Origin of the sequence: Halococcus saccharolyticus DSM 5350 (assembly GCF_000336915.1) — an archaeon.
Classification (GTDB): domain Archaea; phylum Halobacteriota; class Halobacteria; order Halobacteriales; family Halococcaceae; genus Halococcus; species Halococcus saccharolyticus.
Genome location: NZ_AOMD01000018.1, coordinates 102511 through 119525, shown reverse-complemented (window position 1 = coordinate 119525; position 17015 = coordinate 102511). Strand labels below are relative to the sequence as shown.

The window sequence follows — 17015 nt, the reverse complement described above, 5'->3', positions numbered from 1 at the left end:
TCGAAGACGTGCTATAACGGCCGATTCCGTAGGTTAGACCGGCTCGAATCGATAGCCGTCCCAGTCCTGACTCTCGGGTTCGCGGATTCCCGCCTCGGGATCGCGTAGCTCCGGGGCGTACACCGGCGTGACCTCGTCACCGATCGCGATCTCGTCGGTCGTGAGCTGACCGAGCGCCCGGACCGTTTTACCATCGATCTCGAACGCGACGATCGCGAGGTGGTTGGGAGCGTCGACGCCAGGCGGCGGCGCGGTGCTCGTCGTCCACGTCACCACCGTCGCGGTGTGATCGCTCAAATCCACGGTTCCGACCGGTTCCGTTCCGTCAGGGCCGATCGGATGGCCGGGGTAGGTGATCGAACCGTCGGCGTATCGTGTCGCTTCCATCGGCGGCGTCCCGCTTGCGTCGGAGTCGTGGTCGGCCGTGTCGTCGTTTTCGTGGCTCATGTACTCGCCTCCATGATGGTGGTGATGACACAGTTGCCGAATCCACCGACGTTGCACGCGAGTCCCACATCGGCGTCGACCTGGCGTGGTCCGGCCTCGCCGAGCAGTTGTTTGTAGATCTCGTATCCCTGCGCGACGCCGCTCGCGCCGAGGGGGTGGCCCTTCGATTTCAACCCTCCAGATGTGTTGATCGGGAGGTCGCCGTCGCGCTCGGTTCGGCCGTCCTCGATCGCGCGCCACGCCTCGCCGGGCTCGGCGAACCCGAGCCCCTCCATCTGGAGGAACTCGAGGATCGTGAACATGTCGTGGAGTTCGGCGACGTCGATATCGTCGGGGTCGTACCCGCTCCGCTCGTACGCCTGGCGACCGGATTCGACCACGCCATTCATGACTGTCGGGTCGCTCCGCTCGTGGACCACGTGGGTGTCGGTCGCACCGCCGACGCCCGCGATCACGGCGTACTCGTCAGTGTACTCCCGAGCCACGGACTCCGGACAAAAGAGGAGCGCCGCGCTACCGTCGGTGATGGGACAGAAGTCGTACAGTCGGAGTGGGTCGGCGACGATCGGACTCTCCAGCACCGTGTCGAGATCGACTTCCTTCTGGAACTGGGCGTGAGGGTTGTCGACGCCGTTTTTATGGTTTTTGACCGCGACCTTCCCGAGACTCTCGCGCGGTGCGTCGTACTGATCGAGGTAGAGGCGGGCGGTCAGCCCCGCGAAACTCGGGAGCGTGACGCCGTGTTTGTACTCTACTGGATGGGTGAGCGACGCGATGACGTCGGTGGCTTCGCTCGTCGATCGGTGGGTCATCTTCTCGCCGCCCACTAAGAGGGTCATCTCGCTCGCACCCGAGGCGATCGACTGCCACGCGGCGTACATCCCGGCACCACCCGACGAAGAGGTCTGGTCGACTCGTTGGGTGTACGCCGGCAGGCAGTCGAGATCGTGGGCAAGCGCGTTCGGGACGCCCGTCATCCCCTCGAACTCGCCGCTCGCCATGTTCGAGACGTAGCAATGCTCGACGGTTTCGGGGCCAACGCCCGCGTCGTCGAGACACGCCGCCCCCGCCTCGGCGAGTAGCTCGCGCACCCACGCGTCGCGCCCGCCGAACTGGGTCATCGACGCCCCGATGACCGCGACGTTCGTGTTCATAGTTCACGCTGTGACTCCACCGGCGTCGGTATGGGTGTTTCGACGCACAGTCAGAGCTGGATGTTACCGTGTTTTTTCCGGGAACTGTCGACCCGCTTGCGGGCGAGTACGTCGAGATCGCTCACGAGGCGCTCGCGTGTCTCGTGTGGTTCGATCACGCTGTCGACGTAGCCGCGTTCGGCGGCCGAGTAGGGATTGGCGAACTTCTCACGGTACTCGTCCATCAGCGTCTGGCGGGTCGCTTCCGGATCGTCGGCTGTCTCGATCTCGTCGCTATAGAGAATATTGACTGCCCCACGCGGGCCAAGGACGGCGGTCTCCGCGCCGGGCCACGCGTAGTTCACGTCCGCACCGAGGAGTTTCGAGCCCATCACGATGTACGCGCCGCCGTAGGCTTTCCGGAGGATGACTGTGAGAAGCGGGACGGTCGCCTCGGCGTAGGCGTAGATCAGTTTCGCGCCGTGACGGATGATCCCGTCGTGTTCCTGATCGGTGCCAGGCATGAACCCGGGGACGTCGACGAACGTCAGTACGGGAACGTTGAACGAATCACAGCACCGGACGAACCGTGCGCCCTTCTGACTCGTCTCGATATCCAGGGTGCCAGCGTTGACCCGGGGCTGGTTCGCGACCACACCGACCGGCCGGCCGTCGAGTCGTGCGAAACCAGTCACGAGCGAGCGCGCGAACTCGCCGTGAACCTCGAAAAAGGAGTCTTCGTCGATGATCCCGGACACGACGTCCGTCACGTCGTAGGGCTTTCGTGGCTCATCGGGGACGACCGCACCGACTTCACAACGGCGTTCCGGATCGCCCCACGAGTCGACGCGTGGCGGATCCTCGACGTTGTTCCGTGGAAGATACGAGAGCAATCGCCGAACATCGTCGAGCGCGTCTTTCTCCGACGCGCAGGTCAAGTGAGCGACGCCACTCTCGGTGGCGTGAGTGTTCGCGCCACCGAGCTCAGCCATCGAGATCTCCTCGCCCGTGACGGTCTCGATCACGTCCGGTCCGGTGATCATCATGTGGCTGGTGTCCTCGACCATCACAGTAAAGTCCGTCAGCGCGGGCGAATACGTCGCGCCGCCAGCACATGGGCCCATAATCGCCGAAATCTGTGGAACGACTCCACTCGCCTCGACGTTCCGCCGGAAGATCCGTGCGAAGCCAGCGAGCGAGTCGATCCCCTCCTGGATCCGTGCGCCTGCCGAATCGTTTAGGCCGACGATCGGCGCGCCCGTCTCGATCGCCTTGTCCATCACCGCGCAGATCCTGTCGGCGACCGCCTCGCCGATCGATCCGCCGAGCACGGTGAAATCGTGGGCGAACACGAACACCGTGCGGCCGTCGACCTCGCCGTACCCCGTGACGACGCCGTCGCCTGGAACCCCGCGCTCGTCCATATCGAAGTTCGTCGAGCGGTGTTCGACGAACGTGCCGAGTTCGCGGAACGTGTCGTCGTCGAGGAGATACTCGATCCGCTCGCGCGCGGTCAACTTCCCCTTTGCGTGTTGGGCCGCGACGCGCTCCTCGCCACCGCCCTGTTTCGCCGCCGCGCGCCGCCGCCGGAGTTCTTCGATCGGCGTCTCGCTTTCGAAGTCATCCGCCCCACCGGTAGTCTCGTCGGCACTGGTTGGTTCCTCCGTCGCCACGCTACCACTCCATCCCGCTGTTGATCGAAAGGATCTGGCCGGTCATATCGGAGAATCCCTCGCCCGCGACACACCGGTGATCACATACGTCTGATTTGCGAGTGACATGAACTCTATCGGGAGGCTACATCTCGGGATACCTAAGTGTACTGTCAGCGGGAATTTTTCGGATGATCCTCTGAAACGGGACGGGAGGCTGCGGCCGAACGAGTGTGAGTCGGTCGCGGTACGCCATCACTTCGCTCAGTCCGCTCCGAGATCGATCACACTCGTCGGCAGCGCTCGGTACAAGTGTGCCGACGCCCTCGATTAAACGAACACATGAACCGAACACGGCTCGAAGTTGCCAGTGCAGCCGCCGTCGGCGGTGCGGTAGCGCTGTGGAGCGGGTATAGCGTCCTCACGTCCCGATCGGCCGAGCGCGTCGAGTACATCGTTGAACGAACCATCGATGACCGGACGGAGATTCGACGGTATCCCGAACTCGTCCGGGTCGAGACGACGGGGTCCTCGAACCGCGAGGCGTTCGAGCGGCTCTTCGAGTATCTCCAGGGAGCGAACGAGTCGCGTTCCGCGGTGGCGATGACGGCTCCCGTCCGTACCGACGAGAACGCTGACGGCGAACCGATCGAGATGACATCGCCGGTTCGAACCGACGTCAATCGAACGGACGAGGGCGAATCGGTTTCGATGACGTCGCCGGTCCGTATCGAAGACGGGGACGACGGTGTACGGATGGGATTCTACCTCCCGGCGGAGTACACACCGAACACGGCCCCGCGACCGACCGATTCGGCCGTCTCGCTCGCTATCGAGGAGCCACGCTCGGTCGCAGCGCGGCGATTCTCGTGGTGGGCGACCGACTGGCGGACGAAACGTCAGCAATCCAAACTCCTTCAGACGCTCTCCAGAGCAGACGTCACACCTGTCGGTGAGCCATTTTCTCTCGGCTACGATGCGCCGGGAACGCCACCGTTCCTCCGGAGGAACGAGGTGGCGATCGAAGTCACATGGGAACCCACGTAAGCAACTCGTGTTCAGTGGGAGCGGGCGACGTGATCTCGAGCCAATTCCATCACCCGGTCGACGATTCGTTCCGTCCCGTTTATCGGGAGCTCGACGACTTCACACGGACAAGAGAACAATTTTTGTCCTGGGATAGAGCGCTACTGCAAGCACAAGATATAGGTAGGATACGGGTGGTCGGATACAAAATGCGTTCCGATCAGACGTTGAAATATCTAACAAGTATCGTTCTCGCTGTGACCGTGATCGGTGCGGTCGCCGTCGGGATGGGTGTGCTCGCCGGTGGCGTTGCCGGCCAGGCAAGCGGTCCGACGCAAGCACCCGACCTCCAGTCGGTCGACAACTTCACGAACGGAACAGCGGGGGACGAAAACTACACCTTCGCAGACTTCACGTTCGACCAGCCGGTCGAGGGCGCTGATTCCGCCGGGAACTTCGAACTCGTCCCGATCGATGGCAGCGGAGTCGTGGATGGACAGAACATCGTCGACGGCAACGCGACGAGAACGATCACCGTCGCGTTCCCTACATCGGTGAGTCAGGGGGACATCGCCCGCGGTATCGTTCAGCCGAGCACGGTGCGAGTGGCGGGCGAAGGCGATGAAACCACCAACCCGCTCCAGACGGCGGACGTTTCCAACGACGGCAACTCCGTCGACCCGGACCTGGTGAACGTCACCGTCAACGAGACCACCAACAGCCTCGTCTACGCGTTCGACGAACCCGTTAGTGCCAACAGCGACGGCGGGTTCCAGGTTTACGCTGAAAACACGACCCAGTACGATGGCAACGTCGCAACTGACTCGCTGGCGACGCCACGTCTCGTGAACGTGTCCTTCGACAGTATCGATGTCTCAGCAGCGGTCGGTGCGTCGGTTACGCAGGGAACGGTCTCGAATCAGACGGATAGCGACCGAACGAACTCGCCGGACGAGGTCGTAGTGAGCAACGAATCGGCCCCCGAGTTCAGCCGATGTGGCGACGGTGGCACCACGGACATGGGTGACGGCGGCAACGCGGATGGCCCGACGCAGGCCCCGGATCTCGTCGGCATCGACAACTTCACGTATCGAGAGAAACCCGGTGCAGAGAGTTGTCAAACCCTCGTCGAGTTCGACTTCGACGAGCCAGTCGACACCCAGGGCGGACCCGGCAACTTCCAGCTGGTGACGCTCGACAGCACGATCGAGGACGGTAACGGCGAGATCGTCGGCTCCCGTGAAGATACGACGTCGCTCACGGTACCGTTCCCCGGCCGGATCGATCCCGACACCATCGCACGCGGGTTCGTCGACGCAAACACCGTTCAGCGGCTCGGTGAGGGTGACGTGACGCTCAACCCAAAGCAGGCGGCCGCGATCAACGACGACGGCACCACCGCGACCCCCGACATCGTCTCGATCACCGAGAGCGACGCGCCAGGCAATGCGCTGCTGTTCGAGTTCGACGAAGAGATCAGTGAAGTCGGCGACACCAGCGGCTTCAACTTCTACGACGCGAACGGAACCGAGACCGACGCCCAGGAGGTCGCGACGACCGACGATCCGCGAGTGCTCTCGGTGGCGTTCGAGCCGACCGATCCGGTCTCGACGGCGGTCGGCGGGTCGGCTGACGCTAACGCTGCGACCGGCACCGACACCGCCCGCGAGGACGGTGACAAGAACAAACCCGACGAGGCGCTGGTGACCGCGGGCAACGACACCTGCGAAAGCGAACCGCTCGGGCCGGCAGGTGAAGGGCCGACACGCGCGCCCGATCTCGAATCCGTGAGCGGGTTCTGTACGGGCAACATCGCCTCACACAGCGGCCAGGAGACGTTCGTCAACTTCACGTTCGATGAACCGATCGACGTGGTCGGCGACGCCGGTAATGTCCAACTCGTCCGGACCGACGGCGGCGAGATCTTCGACGGCGTGAAGATCGTCGCCGGGAACGACACCCGACAGCTCACCGTCGCGTTCGACGACGACGCGAACGAGAGCATCGTCGCGCGCGGGTTCGTCGATGCGAACACCGTCAAACGTGTCGGCGCGAGCGACGCCACGAACAATCCGTTGCAGGCGGCTGCGGTCAGCAACGACGGCAACTCCACGAGACCTGACCTCGTCTCGGTGACGGTCAACGAGAGTGAGGAGAACGCACTCGACTTCCGATTCGACGAGCCGATCGGTGAGCGCGGCGACACCAGCGGATTCAACTACTACGACGAGAACGGCACCGAGGTCGCTTCGAACCGGCTCGCGCTCACCGAGGACCCACAGGTCGTGATCGTACGCTTCGAACCCGCCGAGAATCCCGTCTCGGATGCGGTCGGCGGCTCGATCGAGTCGAACGCGGTTTCAGGCGAGGACGGCGAGACGAATCAACCCGACGAGGTCGCAGTCGAGAACGGTACCGCAACCGGTCCCGGTCCTGTCGGTGACTTCGAGAACCCGTCGACCGACACCGACGGCGACGGACAGTACGAGGACGTCAACGGCGATGGCCAACTAACCCAGGCCGACGCCCAGGCGCTCTACGACAGCCTCGACAGCTCGACGGTACAGAACAACGTCGACGCGTTCGACTTCAACGGCGACGGCAGCGTGACCCAGGCCGACGCCCAGGCGCTCTACGACGAGTGGTCGACCGCTAACTGATCGAGAACACCACCAAACCGCTACACAGCCACTCACCACGGATCCACACCACAACTCATCACGCACCCACATCACCACTCACCACACATCCAATGACGAAACTCCTCGACACACGACGAAAATCGATTCTCAGCGTTGTCCTCGCCGTTCTCGTGCTCGGCTCGGCCGGCTCGGCCGTGACGTTCACCGCCAGCGCGGCCGGCAGCACCACCGTCTCGCTCTCACCCGCCGAGCAGCAGGTCGACACCGGCGAGACGACGACCTACGAGATCGTCGTCGAGAACACCGACGGCGGGATCGGCACGACCGACGCAGCCGTCGCGCTCGACGATCCGTCCGTCGGAACGATCACCGACCTCACGATCGCCGGCGAGCCGGCGAACCGGAACGTCGCGATCGCCGACGATGGCTCCAGCGTCTCCTTCGACGCCATCTACTTCGGCAACGCGCTGTCCGATGACGCCAGCGTCGTGATCGCAACGGTCACGGTCGAAGGCACCGCAGCCGGATCGAGCGATCTCTCGCTCGACGTGGCCGAGATCAGCGACAGCGCCGGCGACGTGTACGAAGTAACCGGAACCGACGGTGCGGCGCTCGACGTTGGCAGCCAAGAAACGACGACCGAAACGGAAACCCCGACTGCCACGCCGACGACAACCGAGACGGAAACGACCACCGCNNACCACGACCACCGCAACCGAGACGACGACCACCACGACGGGGACGGAAACGGACACGTCCGAACCAGGAACCACAACAGCCACAGAGACGGCCACAGACACGACAACCCCGACTGGAACGGATACAACAACACCAACCGAAACGGACACGACAACCACGCAGACGACGACTGAAACCACCACAACCGACGAAGAGGAACGAACGCTCGACGCAGGATCGATCGCCGATTCGCTTTCCGACAGCGGACTGTCGATCGAAGGGATCGAGGGTGTCGGTTCGGCCCTCGGCGCGAGCGATCTCACCGACGAGGAGATCACCGCAATCACCGACACGCTCGCCGGCGACGGACTGACCGACGCGCAGCGCGAGGCAGTCGCCGACGCCATCGCGGGTGGCGACCTCACTGACGATCAGTTGCGGGCGCTCGCCGAGGCGCTGAGCGACGGCCGGCTCACGGACGCGGAACGCGACGCGCTCGGCTTCCTCGGTGACGGAGCGACAGGGGAAACGTACTACCAGGTCGACTTCGTGGTCGGTGAGCCGATCGAGAATCTGCGGGGACCGAACGGCACCTACCGAAACGACGAACTCCTCCGATTCGCCCACGGCAGCACTGCCGAACCGATCACGCGACGCTCCGAGGGCGAGTTCATCACCGATGAGTCGATGGCCGATCGGATCGAGAGCCGGAACATCACCGTCGAAAACGGCACTGCGACGACCACGTTCACGGTCGCCGACGGCGAATCCGTGACGCTCACGCTCGCGAGCTACGAGAAGATCGGCCCCGGTTGGAGTCCCGAGACCGAGGCCCAGCAGACGTTCGTCGATAGCGATACTCGAACGTTCGAGTCGGGAACGCACACGCTGACCGTCGACCTTCCCGACGAGGACGATTCCAGCGCGGAGGACGGCGACAAGTCGAACTGACGATCCAGCCGCAAGCAGCGGTTGGGGAGCGCACCAATCAGAACACGAAGATCACAGAGACACCTACCGGTCGCGACGGCCATCGAAGAACCCGTTTTACAGCCGCTCGGCGACGTGCATGTGCCACTGTGTCGTCACGACCCGAACGGCGACGCGGTGACGAACCCCATCCGACTGCACAACGACAGTTTCTTTAGGCCGTCCTAAAAAGCGACTGTATCGCAATGACCGCCGACATCTGCGTCATCGTACCGACGATCCGCGAGTACGAGTGCATGCGATCGTACGCCGAGAACGCAAGACAGCACGGGTTCGATACCGACCGCCTCCACGTGGTGCTCGTAACCGAGGACTTCTGTGAGACCGACGCGATGGCGTCGATGCTCGACGAACTCGACCTCACGGGCGAGGTCTTCGACGGCACCGCCCGCGAGGAGTGGTATGCGGAACAGGGCGTCGCGGACTTTTCCCATCTCGTACCGGCGGCGAGTCACGCCGAAACCAGCTTCGGGCTGCTGTACCTCTGGGCCAACGAGTTCGAGTACGGCATCTTCATCGACGACGACACCCGGCCTGACCCCGAAGACGACTTCTTCGGCGGCCATCTCGCGAACCTCGCGTACGAGGGCGAGATCGAGTCGGTCCGCTCGGACGAGCAGTGGGTGAACGTCCTCCATCGCAACGCCGACGACCACGGTCTCTATCCTCGTGGCTACCCCTACTCCGCGATGGACGAAACCGTCGAAACCGAGCGGACGCACGTCGATAGCGTCGTGGCCTCACAGGGGCTCTGGACGCACGTTCCCGACCTCGACGCGGCCCGCATCCTCGCCGACGGCGATCTGCGTGGGCAGTCCGAGACCAGACTCTCGCGCGAGGACTTCGGCGAGGATTTCGTCGCGAGCGAGAGTCAGTACCTCACCGTCTGCTCGATGAACCTCGCCTTCCGGCGCGAGGTGATCCCCGCGTTCTACCAGCTTCCGATGGACGACAACCCGTGGGACGTGGGCCGGTTCGACGACATCTGGAGCGGCGTGTTTCTGAAACGGGCCTGTGACGTACTCGATACGGAGATCATCACTGGCGGACCGCTGTGTGAACACCACAAAGCTCCGCGCTCGACGTTCGACGATCTGCGATCAGAACTCCCCGCGCTCGAATGCAACGAACACCTCTGGGCGATCGTCGACGATGCCGCCGAGGGGGCCGACAGCTACGCCGGGGCGTACGCTGCGATGGCCGACGCGCTCGTCGCGGGCGAGTTCGAAGAGTTCGAAGAGTTCGAGAACGGTGAGTTCCTGACCTACGTCGGCGAGCACATGCACGACTGGCTCGACTGTCTCGAAGAACTCGATCCGGGCTCGGTCGCGACGCACGCCGCCGCGACCGCCGACGACTGATTCGGGAACGACAGAGTTTTTAGGCTGTCCTAAATCATATAGGACAATGACGCGACGAGGTGGCGACGATACCACGGCGAACGGGCGCGACCGAGGACGCGAACAGGGCGACTCGTCCGGTGTCGGCCGTCGATGGTTCCTTCGCTCGTCGGGCGCGGCGGCTGGAGCGGCGCTGCTCGCCGGCTGTTCGTCGTCGGGCAACGGGAGCGACGGGAACGCGAGCGGCTCGAACAGCTCCGGGAACGGTAGTACTGGAAACGGTAGCAGCGGAAACGGAACTGGTGGAAGCGACAACGCCACTACCGGTGGGAACACCACCGGCAACGCAACCGCGAGCGGCCCGCTCGGCGTCGAGTCGTTCAGGGGCTCCGGACCGCTCGTCGAGAGTCGTCCGCCGCTCGACGGAACGCGAATCGCCGAGCTGCCCGACCTTTCGGGGACACTCAGTATCTATCTCGGCGGCGGTGAGGGCGGGCTGTACACCGAGTTCCTGGACCTCCTCGGACAGATGTATCCGGATTTCAACGTCGAACTCCGGACGGCCTCGTCCGCTCAACTCGCGAACACGCTCATCACGGAAGTTAACAGCGGATCGACCAACGCCGACGTGTTCTGGGCGATCGATGTCGGCGCGCTCGGCGTCGTCGCCGACAACGACGCGACCGTGGAACTCCCCACAGATGTCGTGGAGCCGGTTCCCGAGTCGTTCCGTCCCGACAATCAATGGGTCGGCGTCGCTGGCCGAGCGCGCAGCGTCCCCTTCAACACGGACACGCTGTCGGCGGATCAGATCCCGAACAAGGTCCAACGATTCACCGACGCCCAGCCCCTCGAAGGTTCGATGGGCTGGGCACCGACCTACGGGTCTTTCCAGTCGTTCATCACGGCGATGCGGCTGCTCCGCGGCGAACAGGGAGCAAAAAGTTGGCTCCGGGGGATGCAACAACAGGGGATCTCGGAGTACCCCGACGAGTTCCTGATCTCGAACGCGGTCGCGGACGGCGAACTCGCTGCCGGGTTCGCGAACCACTACTACGCGCTGCGCGTCAAGGCGGCTCGGCCGGACGCGCCGATCGAACTCGCCTTCACGAAGGGCGATGCGGGCGCGCTCATCAACGCCGCGGGCGTCGAGATCGTCAAAGGGACTCAGCGCCGCGAGCTCGCCACGAACTTCATTCGGCATCTCCTCACCGCCGAGGCCCAGGAGTTCTTCGCCACCCGGACGTTCGCCTACCCGATGGTTCCGGGCGTCCCGCCGGTCGGCGGGCTGCCGACGATCGACGAGCTCAATCCGCCACAGCTGGATCTCGCCAAGCTCTCGAACCTCGAACCAACCCTCACGCTGATGCGCGAGGTCGGAGTTCTCTGAGATGAGTACCTTCGACGCCGGTGGTATCGACATCGACCGCGGGCGGGTGCTCCGTGGCGGACTGCTGGCGCTCGCCGGGCTCGTTGCGCTCGCGGTCGTCTCGCCGATCGTGTGGCTCGTCGTACAGGCGTTCGACATGGGCGTCGAGAGTGCGCTCACACTGCTCGCCTCGCCATCGACGGCTCAGATCGCGATCAACAGCGCGCTGTTGGTCACTGCGGTCACGGTCGGTTCGGTGCTGCTCGGCGTGCCGCTCGCGGTACTGACGGCCCGGACGGACCTCCCCTTCCGTCGGTTCTGGACGGTCGTGTTGGCGCTGCCGTTGGTCGTGCCGAGCTACATCGGCGCGTTCGCGTTCGTCTCGGCGTTCGGTCCGCGCGGCGTTCTCGCCGATCTGCTAGCCCCACTCGGGATCGAATCGATTCCGCCCATCTACGGACTCCACGGCACCGTTCTCGTGTTGACGCTGTTCGTCTATCCGTACGTGTTTCTCACGACCCGCGCAGCGCTACTGTCGTTCGATGCCTCGCAGGTCGAGGCCGCTCGAACGCTGAACCATTCCTATTTCGGGGCGTTTCGCCGCGTCGTCCTGCCACAGATCGCGCCGGGGATCGCCGCCGGTGCGTTGCTGGTCGGGCTGTACGCGCTCTCGGATTTCGGAACGCCATCGATCATGCATTACGACGTGTTCACCCGCCGGATCTTCGTCGAGTACAACGCCTTCGGCCGAGATCGGGCGGCGCTGTTTTCGGTACTCTTGCTGGGACTCACCGTCGCCATCATTGGCATCGAATCGCGCCTCTCGCCCGGCGATCAGAACGCCTACGCCGGCGGCCGCCGGGGAAACACCATCTCGCTCGGCGTTTGGACCGTGCCGGCGCTCGCCCTCTGTACGCTGGTGGCGACGTTGTGTCTGCTCGTCCCGCTCGGCATCCTGGGGATGTGGCTGTCGCGTGGCGGCCCGGGCTACACCGCCGGCGGCTTCGCCTTCGAGTGGTCCTACGGGATCAACTCCGTCGTCGTCGCGGTGCTCGCGGCAGCCGTCGCGACGCTCGCCGCACTGCCGGTCGGCTATCTCTCCGCACGGACGAACGGGCGGCTCGCAAACCTGTTCGATCGGGCGACGTATCTCGGCTACGCCGCGCCCGGGATCGTGATCGGCTTCGCGCTGGTCTATTTCGGCGTTCGTTACCTCCCCGGGCTCTACCAGACCCTCCCACTGTTGATCTTCGCCTACGTCGTCCGCTTTCTCCCACAGGCGGTCGGCTCCACCCACTCCTCGGTGCTCCACGTCGACCGCTCGCTGCTCGAAGCCGCACGGACGCTGGGTCACTCCCCGCTCTCGACCTTCCGGCGGGTGACGCTCCCGTTGATCGCGCCCGGCGTCGTCGCGGGTGCGGCGCTGGTCTTTCTCACCACGATGAAGGAACTGCCCGCAACGCTGCTCCTCCATCCTTCGGAGTTCAAAACGCTGGTCACCTACATCTGGCAGGTCCAAGGCGCAGGATATTACGGGGCGGCCGCCGTACCGGCGCTCGTGCTCGTCGCCGTCTCCGGACTCTCGATGCTCGTGATCTTGACACAGGAGGGCGACAATGTCCAGTAAACCCACATCGATCGAACCACGATCCGACGAAGCGAACGGCCCGTCCGAGGAGCGGACGAGCGAGACCGAGGCGACCGCAGCGGCTGACGCGGGACCGACCGAAACAGCCGACGTGGTGCTCGAACTCGCCGACGCAAGCAAGGAGTTCGGGGCGGAAGCCGCCGTTACCGACCTCTCGCTTGCGGTCCGGGACGGCGAACTGTTGACGCTGCTCGGCCCGTCCGGCTGTGGAAAAACGACGACGCTCCGCATGATCGCGGGGCTCGAAACCCCGAGTGCCGGCACGATCACCCTCGACGGCGAACGTGTCGCCGACGACAGCCACGCCGTCGACCCCGAGAACCGCGACGTCGGCATCGTTTTCCAGGATTTCGCGCTGTTTCCACACATGACGGTCGCCGAAAACATCGCGTTCGGCCTCACCGACGCCACCGCGGACGAGCGCGAGCGACGTGTCACGGACCTCCTCGAACTCGTCGGCCTCGAATCGTTCGGCGACCGAACGCCCGACCAGCTCTCCGGCGGCCAGCAACAGCGCGTCGCACTCGCGCGGGCGCTCGCGCCCGAACCCGACCTGCTGCTGCTCGACGAGCCGTTCTCGAACCTCGACGTGCGTCTCCGCGTCCGGATGCGTGAGGAAGTCCGTCGTATCCTGGAGGAAGCCGGCGTCACCGCCGTCTCGGTTACTCACGATCAGGAGGAAGCGATGTCGATCTCCGATCGGGTCGCGGTGCTGAACGACGGCCGTCTCGAACAGGTCGGCCGCCCCGAAAACGTGTTCGAACAGCCCGAGTCGCGGTTCGTCGCGGAGTTCCTCGGCCGTGCAGGCTTTCTCTCGGGGCGCGTCGAGGAGACGGGCGTTCACACCGGGATCGGGACCTTCGACACCGCGACCCTCGAAGGACTCACCGAGGAGTACTCGGGTACCGACATCGACGTGCTAGTTCGCCCGGACGACCTCGAAGCGATCCCGGTCAAGGAAAGCGGAGCGGGCGGAGACGCGGGCGACGGTCGCATCGTTCACCGTCAGTACACCGGGTCCTCGTTCGTCTATCGCGTCGAACTCGACACGGGTGACGTGATCCACTGCGAGCACAACCACACGACTGACATTCGTCTCGACCGGCGCGTGGACATCGCGTTCGACGCCGACCACACGCTCGCGTGGTATCCCGCCGAGTGATGGACGGCGGACACGTCCGCGAACGACTCGATAGACATCGGTTCCGGCTCGCGGCGGCCGGTCTCGCGCTGGTCGGTGCAGTCGTCATCGGGATCGTTTCGACGACCGTCTTTCCGTACCACTCGCTGAATCACGACGAGGGAGTGTATCTCCAGCAGGCCGGAATGCTCCTCGACGGACAGCTGTTCCTCAGACCCCCCGTTCCCGAGGCGTTTCGACCGTGGTTTTTCGTCGAGAGCGATCAGGGATTCTATCCGAAGTACGCCCCCGTAGCGGCGGCGATGTTCGCCGTCGGACGGCTTCTCGGCGATTTCCGCTTCGCACTCGTCGCCATCGCGGCGGCGAACGTGTTCCTGACGACGGTCGTCGTCGCCGAGGTGTTCCGTCACGAAGGCCGGCGGTTCGCGCGCGCCGTCGGGCTGCTCGCCGGCGGATTGCTCCTGTTCTCACCACTCTTTCTCATCACGTCATCGGTGTTCCTGGCGTACGCACCGACGACGGCGTGGAACCTGCTGTTCGCGGCGGCGTATCTCCGGGCCGACCGCACCGGGAGCCGACCGCTGGCGGCGGTGGCCGGGCTCGCCATCGGGGTCGCCTTCTTTTCGCGACCCTTTACCGCCGTGTTGTTCGCGATACCGTTCGTCGTCCACGCGCTCTGGATGCTCCGTGAGGGACGGCGCACCGTCGTCAAAAACGCTCTCACCGCTGCCGGCGGCTGTCTCGGGGTACTCGTCGCGCTCGGGTACAACGCCGTCGTCACCGGCGACCCGTTCACCTTCCCTTACGCGGCGTTCGCGCCGCTGGACGGGATCGGTTTCGGTCGTCGGGAGATCCTCGGTCACGGGGAACAGTACACGCCGAGACTCGGACTGCGAGCCAACGCCCGGGTGCTCGCGGCGTTTTTCGGTCGGTGGACCGTCGCCGGCGTGCTCGGGACAGTGCTCGCGGCGCTCGGGACGGCGCTGGCGCTTGGCGTTCCGCGGCGGCAGCGGAACGCTCGAACAGCGGTGCTCGCCGGCCTGTTCGTGTCGATTCCGGTCGGTAACGTCTTCTTCTGGGGGAACCTGAACGTCCTCGGTGCGCTCGAATCGCCGGGTGACGGGCTTCTCGCGTTTCTAGGACCGTATTATCACTTCGACCTGCTCGTTCCGGTGGCGGCGTTCGCGGCGTACGCCGGTGTTCGAGGGACACTCCGGCTCAGGCGAGCAGTTCAGGGCCGTCTCGATCTCCGACAAACGCGGGTCGTCGTCGCGGTCTGTCTCCTCGTTGCGAGCGCGGGGCTCGCGGGCGCTACGGCGACCGCGCTCGACGAGCCGCTGGAGCGCAACCGCAACGTCACCGCCGAGTACGAACGAGCCTACCAGCCGTTCGAGAACCGCTCGGTCGAGAACGCGGTCGTCTTTCTCCCGACGCCGTACGGCGACTGGCTCAGCCATCCGTTCCAGGCGCTCCGCAACGATCCGGACTTCGAGGGTGATGTCGTCTACGCGGTGGCCGAACGCCAGTTCGCGGTCGTCGACGCCTACCCGAACCGCTCGTACTACCGCTACGTCTACGAGGGACTGTGGACACCGACGGGCGGCGACGCCGCCGACGGCCGCCTCCGCTCCATCGAGGTCCACGACAGCGACCGAGTCGCGCTCGACGGTCGGTTCGGAGTTCCAGACTCGCCCGAGAGCGTCTCGGTTCGACTCGCCAGTGGGGACGAGCAGGCGTACTACGCCAGTTCACCCTCGAACGGCAGCCTCGATCTCCGTCTCGTCGCCGGCGAGCGCGCCCGGCTGACGGGGAACGTCACCGCCGTGAACGGTAGCGCGGTATCTCTCGACGGTCAGGACTCGCTCACACTCTCGGTGTTCGTCAACGAAGGGCCTACCGGCGGGTTCGGCTACCGACTCGTCATGCCGCTCGACGGCGAGGGGAACGGTCTCCGCGTCCTCTCACCCACAACCGAGGTCTGTCCGGACTTTCGCTGTGGCGGCGGACGTGGTACCGTCGGCGCGACGTCTCCCGGGGTGTTCGTCGAAACCGCGCTAACGACGCGGACGGCGAACGGTTCGGCGACGCCAGGACGGTGACATCAGGACCGGGGCGGTGACACCGGGACAATGACGCCCGCGCCGTCGGGCCAGGCGCTACCGGCGGCGCTCTTCGAGACAGACATCGACGATCGAGCGCGCGATCGCTGCCCCGCCGGCAAGCGGATCGAGTGTGGTCTCGCCACGACGCTCGCCGTACTCGATCGGGGTTTCGCGAACGTCGTAGCCACGCGCGAGCGGTCGGATGAGCAACTCCGCCGAGAGGCCGGTGTTCTCGGTCCACTCGATCGCATCGATGACCTCGCGTCGGTACGCACGCATCCCGGTGGTGGTGTCGTGGACGCGCTCGCCGAGGAGGGCGCTCGCGAGGAGGGCGAACGCGTGGTTGCCGAACCGGTTGAACGGGGGCATCGTGTCGGCTCCGTGGTAGAGCCGATCACCGCTCACCACGTCGTAGCCCGCATTGATCTCGTCGAGGAAGTCGGGCAGTCGCTCCATCGGGTAGGTGCCGTCGCAGTCGGTCGTCACCACGACCGGACGCTCGGCCGCCGCAAGCGCCGCGCTCACCGCGACGCCGTAGCCCTGTGGTTCCTGTTCGATGACGCGCGCGCCGTGGTCGCGCGCGATTGCGGGCGTCCGATCGGTCGAACTGTCGACACAGACGACCTCGGCCGCACCGTCCGTGGCGTCGTCGATTGCTTCGAGCACGCCGCCGACGGCGGCTTCCTCGTTGTACGTTCCCATCACGACGCTCACGTCCTCGAAGGTGTACGCTCCGTCATCCTGGCTGTCCGTATCGGCGATCTGCTGCATCGAACGACGCTCGGGACCGGCCGTACTTGAACTTTTAGGCTTGCCGAAAAACTGTCGGGCGTTCGGTAAACGATCG

At 64.9% G+C, this 17015-nt stretch carries 11 protein-coding genes; 7 read left to right on the top strand and 4 right to left on the bottom strand.

The genetic code is table 11. The annotated features are described in order from the left end of the window. Positions 1-33 precede the first annotated feature (33 nt). Genes C449_RS07015 through C449_RS07005 form a run of 3 tightly spaced genes read right to left on the bottom strand, consistent with a single transcriptional unit; the run spans position 34 to position 3253 of the window. Positions 34-447 (bottom strand): OB-fold domain-containing protein, encoded by a 414-nt coding sequence (locus C449_RS07015; protein WP_006077286.1) that lies wholly within the window; start codon positions 445-447, stop codon positions 34-36. Further along, on the bottom strand, positions 444-1601 hold the full coding sequence (locus C449_RS07010; protein ID WP_006077285.1) for a thiolase family protein: 1158 nt from the start codon (positions 1599-1601) through the stop codon (positions 444-446). Before C449_RS07010 ends, C449_RS07015 begins: the two co-directional genes overlap by 4 nt. A 50-nt stretch (positions 1602-1651) precedes the next feature. After that, positions 1652-3253 carry an acyl-CoA carboxylase subunit beta gene (locus tag C449_RS07005; RefSeq protein WP_006077284.1) on the bottom strand — a complete coding sequence of 534 codons (1602 nt, stop codon included), beginning with the start codon at positions 3251-3253 and terminating at the stop codon, positions 1652-1654. 321 nt (positions 3254-3574) lie between these two features. Between C449_RS07005 and C449_RS07000 the strand changes: the two genes are divergently transcribed. The 7 genes from C449_RS07000 (at position 3575) to C449_RS06960 (ending at position 16165) form a co-directional block, all read left to right on the top strand. Then, on the top strand, positions 3575-4279 hold the full coding sequence (locus C449_RS07000; RefSeq protein WP_006077283.1) for an SOUL family heme-binding protein: 705 nt from the start codon (positions 3575-3577) through the stop codon (positions 4277-4279). A 236-nt stretch (positions 4280-4515) separates the two neighbouring features. Then, complete coding sequence (locus tag C449_RS06995) at positions 4516-6918, top strand: dockerin type I domain-containing protein (RefSeq protein WP_241430089.1); 2403 nt, start codon at positions 4516-4518, stop codon at positions 6916-6918. A gap of 1835 nt (positions 6919-8753) precedes the next feature. Beyond that, complete coding sequence (locus tag C449_RS06980) at positions 8754-9929, top strand: alpha-1,4-glucan-protein synthase (RefSeq protein ID WP_006077279.1); 1176 nt, start codon at positions 8754-8756, stop codon at positions 9927-9929. A 46-nt stretch (positions 9930-9975) separates the two neighbouring features. Beyond that, positions 9976-11298 (top strand): extracellular solute-binding protein, encoded by a 1323-nt coding sequence (locus tag C449_RS06975; protein WP_006077278.1) that lies wholly within the window; start codon positions 9976-9978, stop codon positions 11296-11298. A 1-nt stretch (position 11299) separates the two neighbouring features. Beyond that, positions 11300-12904 carry an ABC transporter permease gene (locus C449_RS06970; RefSeq protein WP_006077277.1) on the top strand — a complete coding sequence of 535 codons (1605 nt, stop codon included), beginning with the start codon at positions 11300-11302 and terminating at the stop codon, positions 12902-12904. Continuing rightward, positions 12894-14087, top strand: a complete 1194-nt coding sequence (locus tag C449_RS06965) for an ABC transporter ATP-binding protein (RefSeq protein WP_006077276.1) — start codon at positions 12894-12896, stop codon at positions 14085-14087. Before C449_RS06970 ends, C449_RS06965 begins: the two co-directional genes overlap by 11 nt. Next, positions 14087-16165, top strand: coding sequence for a DUF7846 domain-containing protein (locus tag C449_RS06960; protein ID WP_006077275.1), 2079 nt, complete (start codon positions 14087-14089; stop codon positions 16163-16165). Before C449_RS06965 ends, C449_RS06960 begins: the two co-directional genes overlap by 1 nt. 57 nt (positions 16166-16222) lie before the next feature. On the opposite strand, the gene C449_RS06955 is transcribed toward C449_RS06960, so the two are convergent. Continuing rightward, on the bottom strand, positions 16223-16939 hold the full coding sequence (locus C449_RS06955) for a dolichyl-phosphate hexose transferase (RefSeq protein WP_006077274.1): 717 nt from the start codon (positions 16937-16939) through the stop codon (positions 16223-16225). Between the last annotated feature and the right edge of the window lie 76 nt (positions 16940-17015).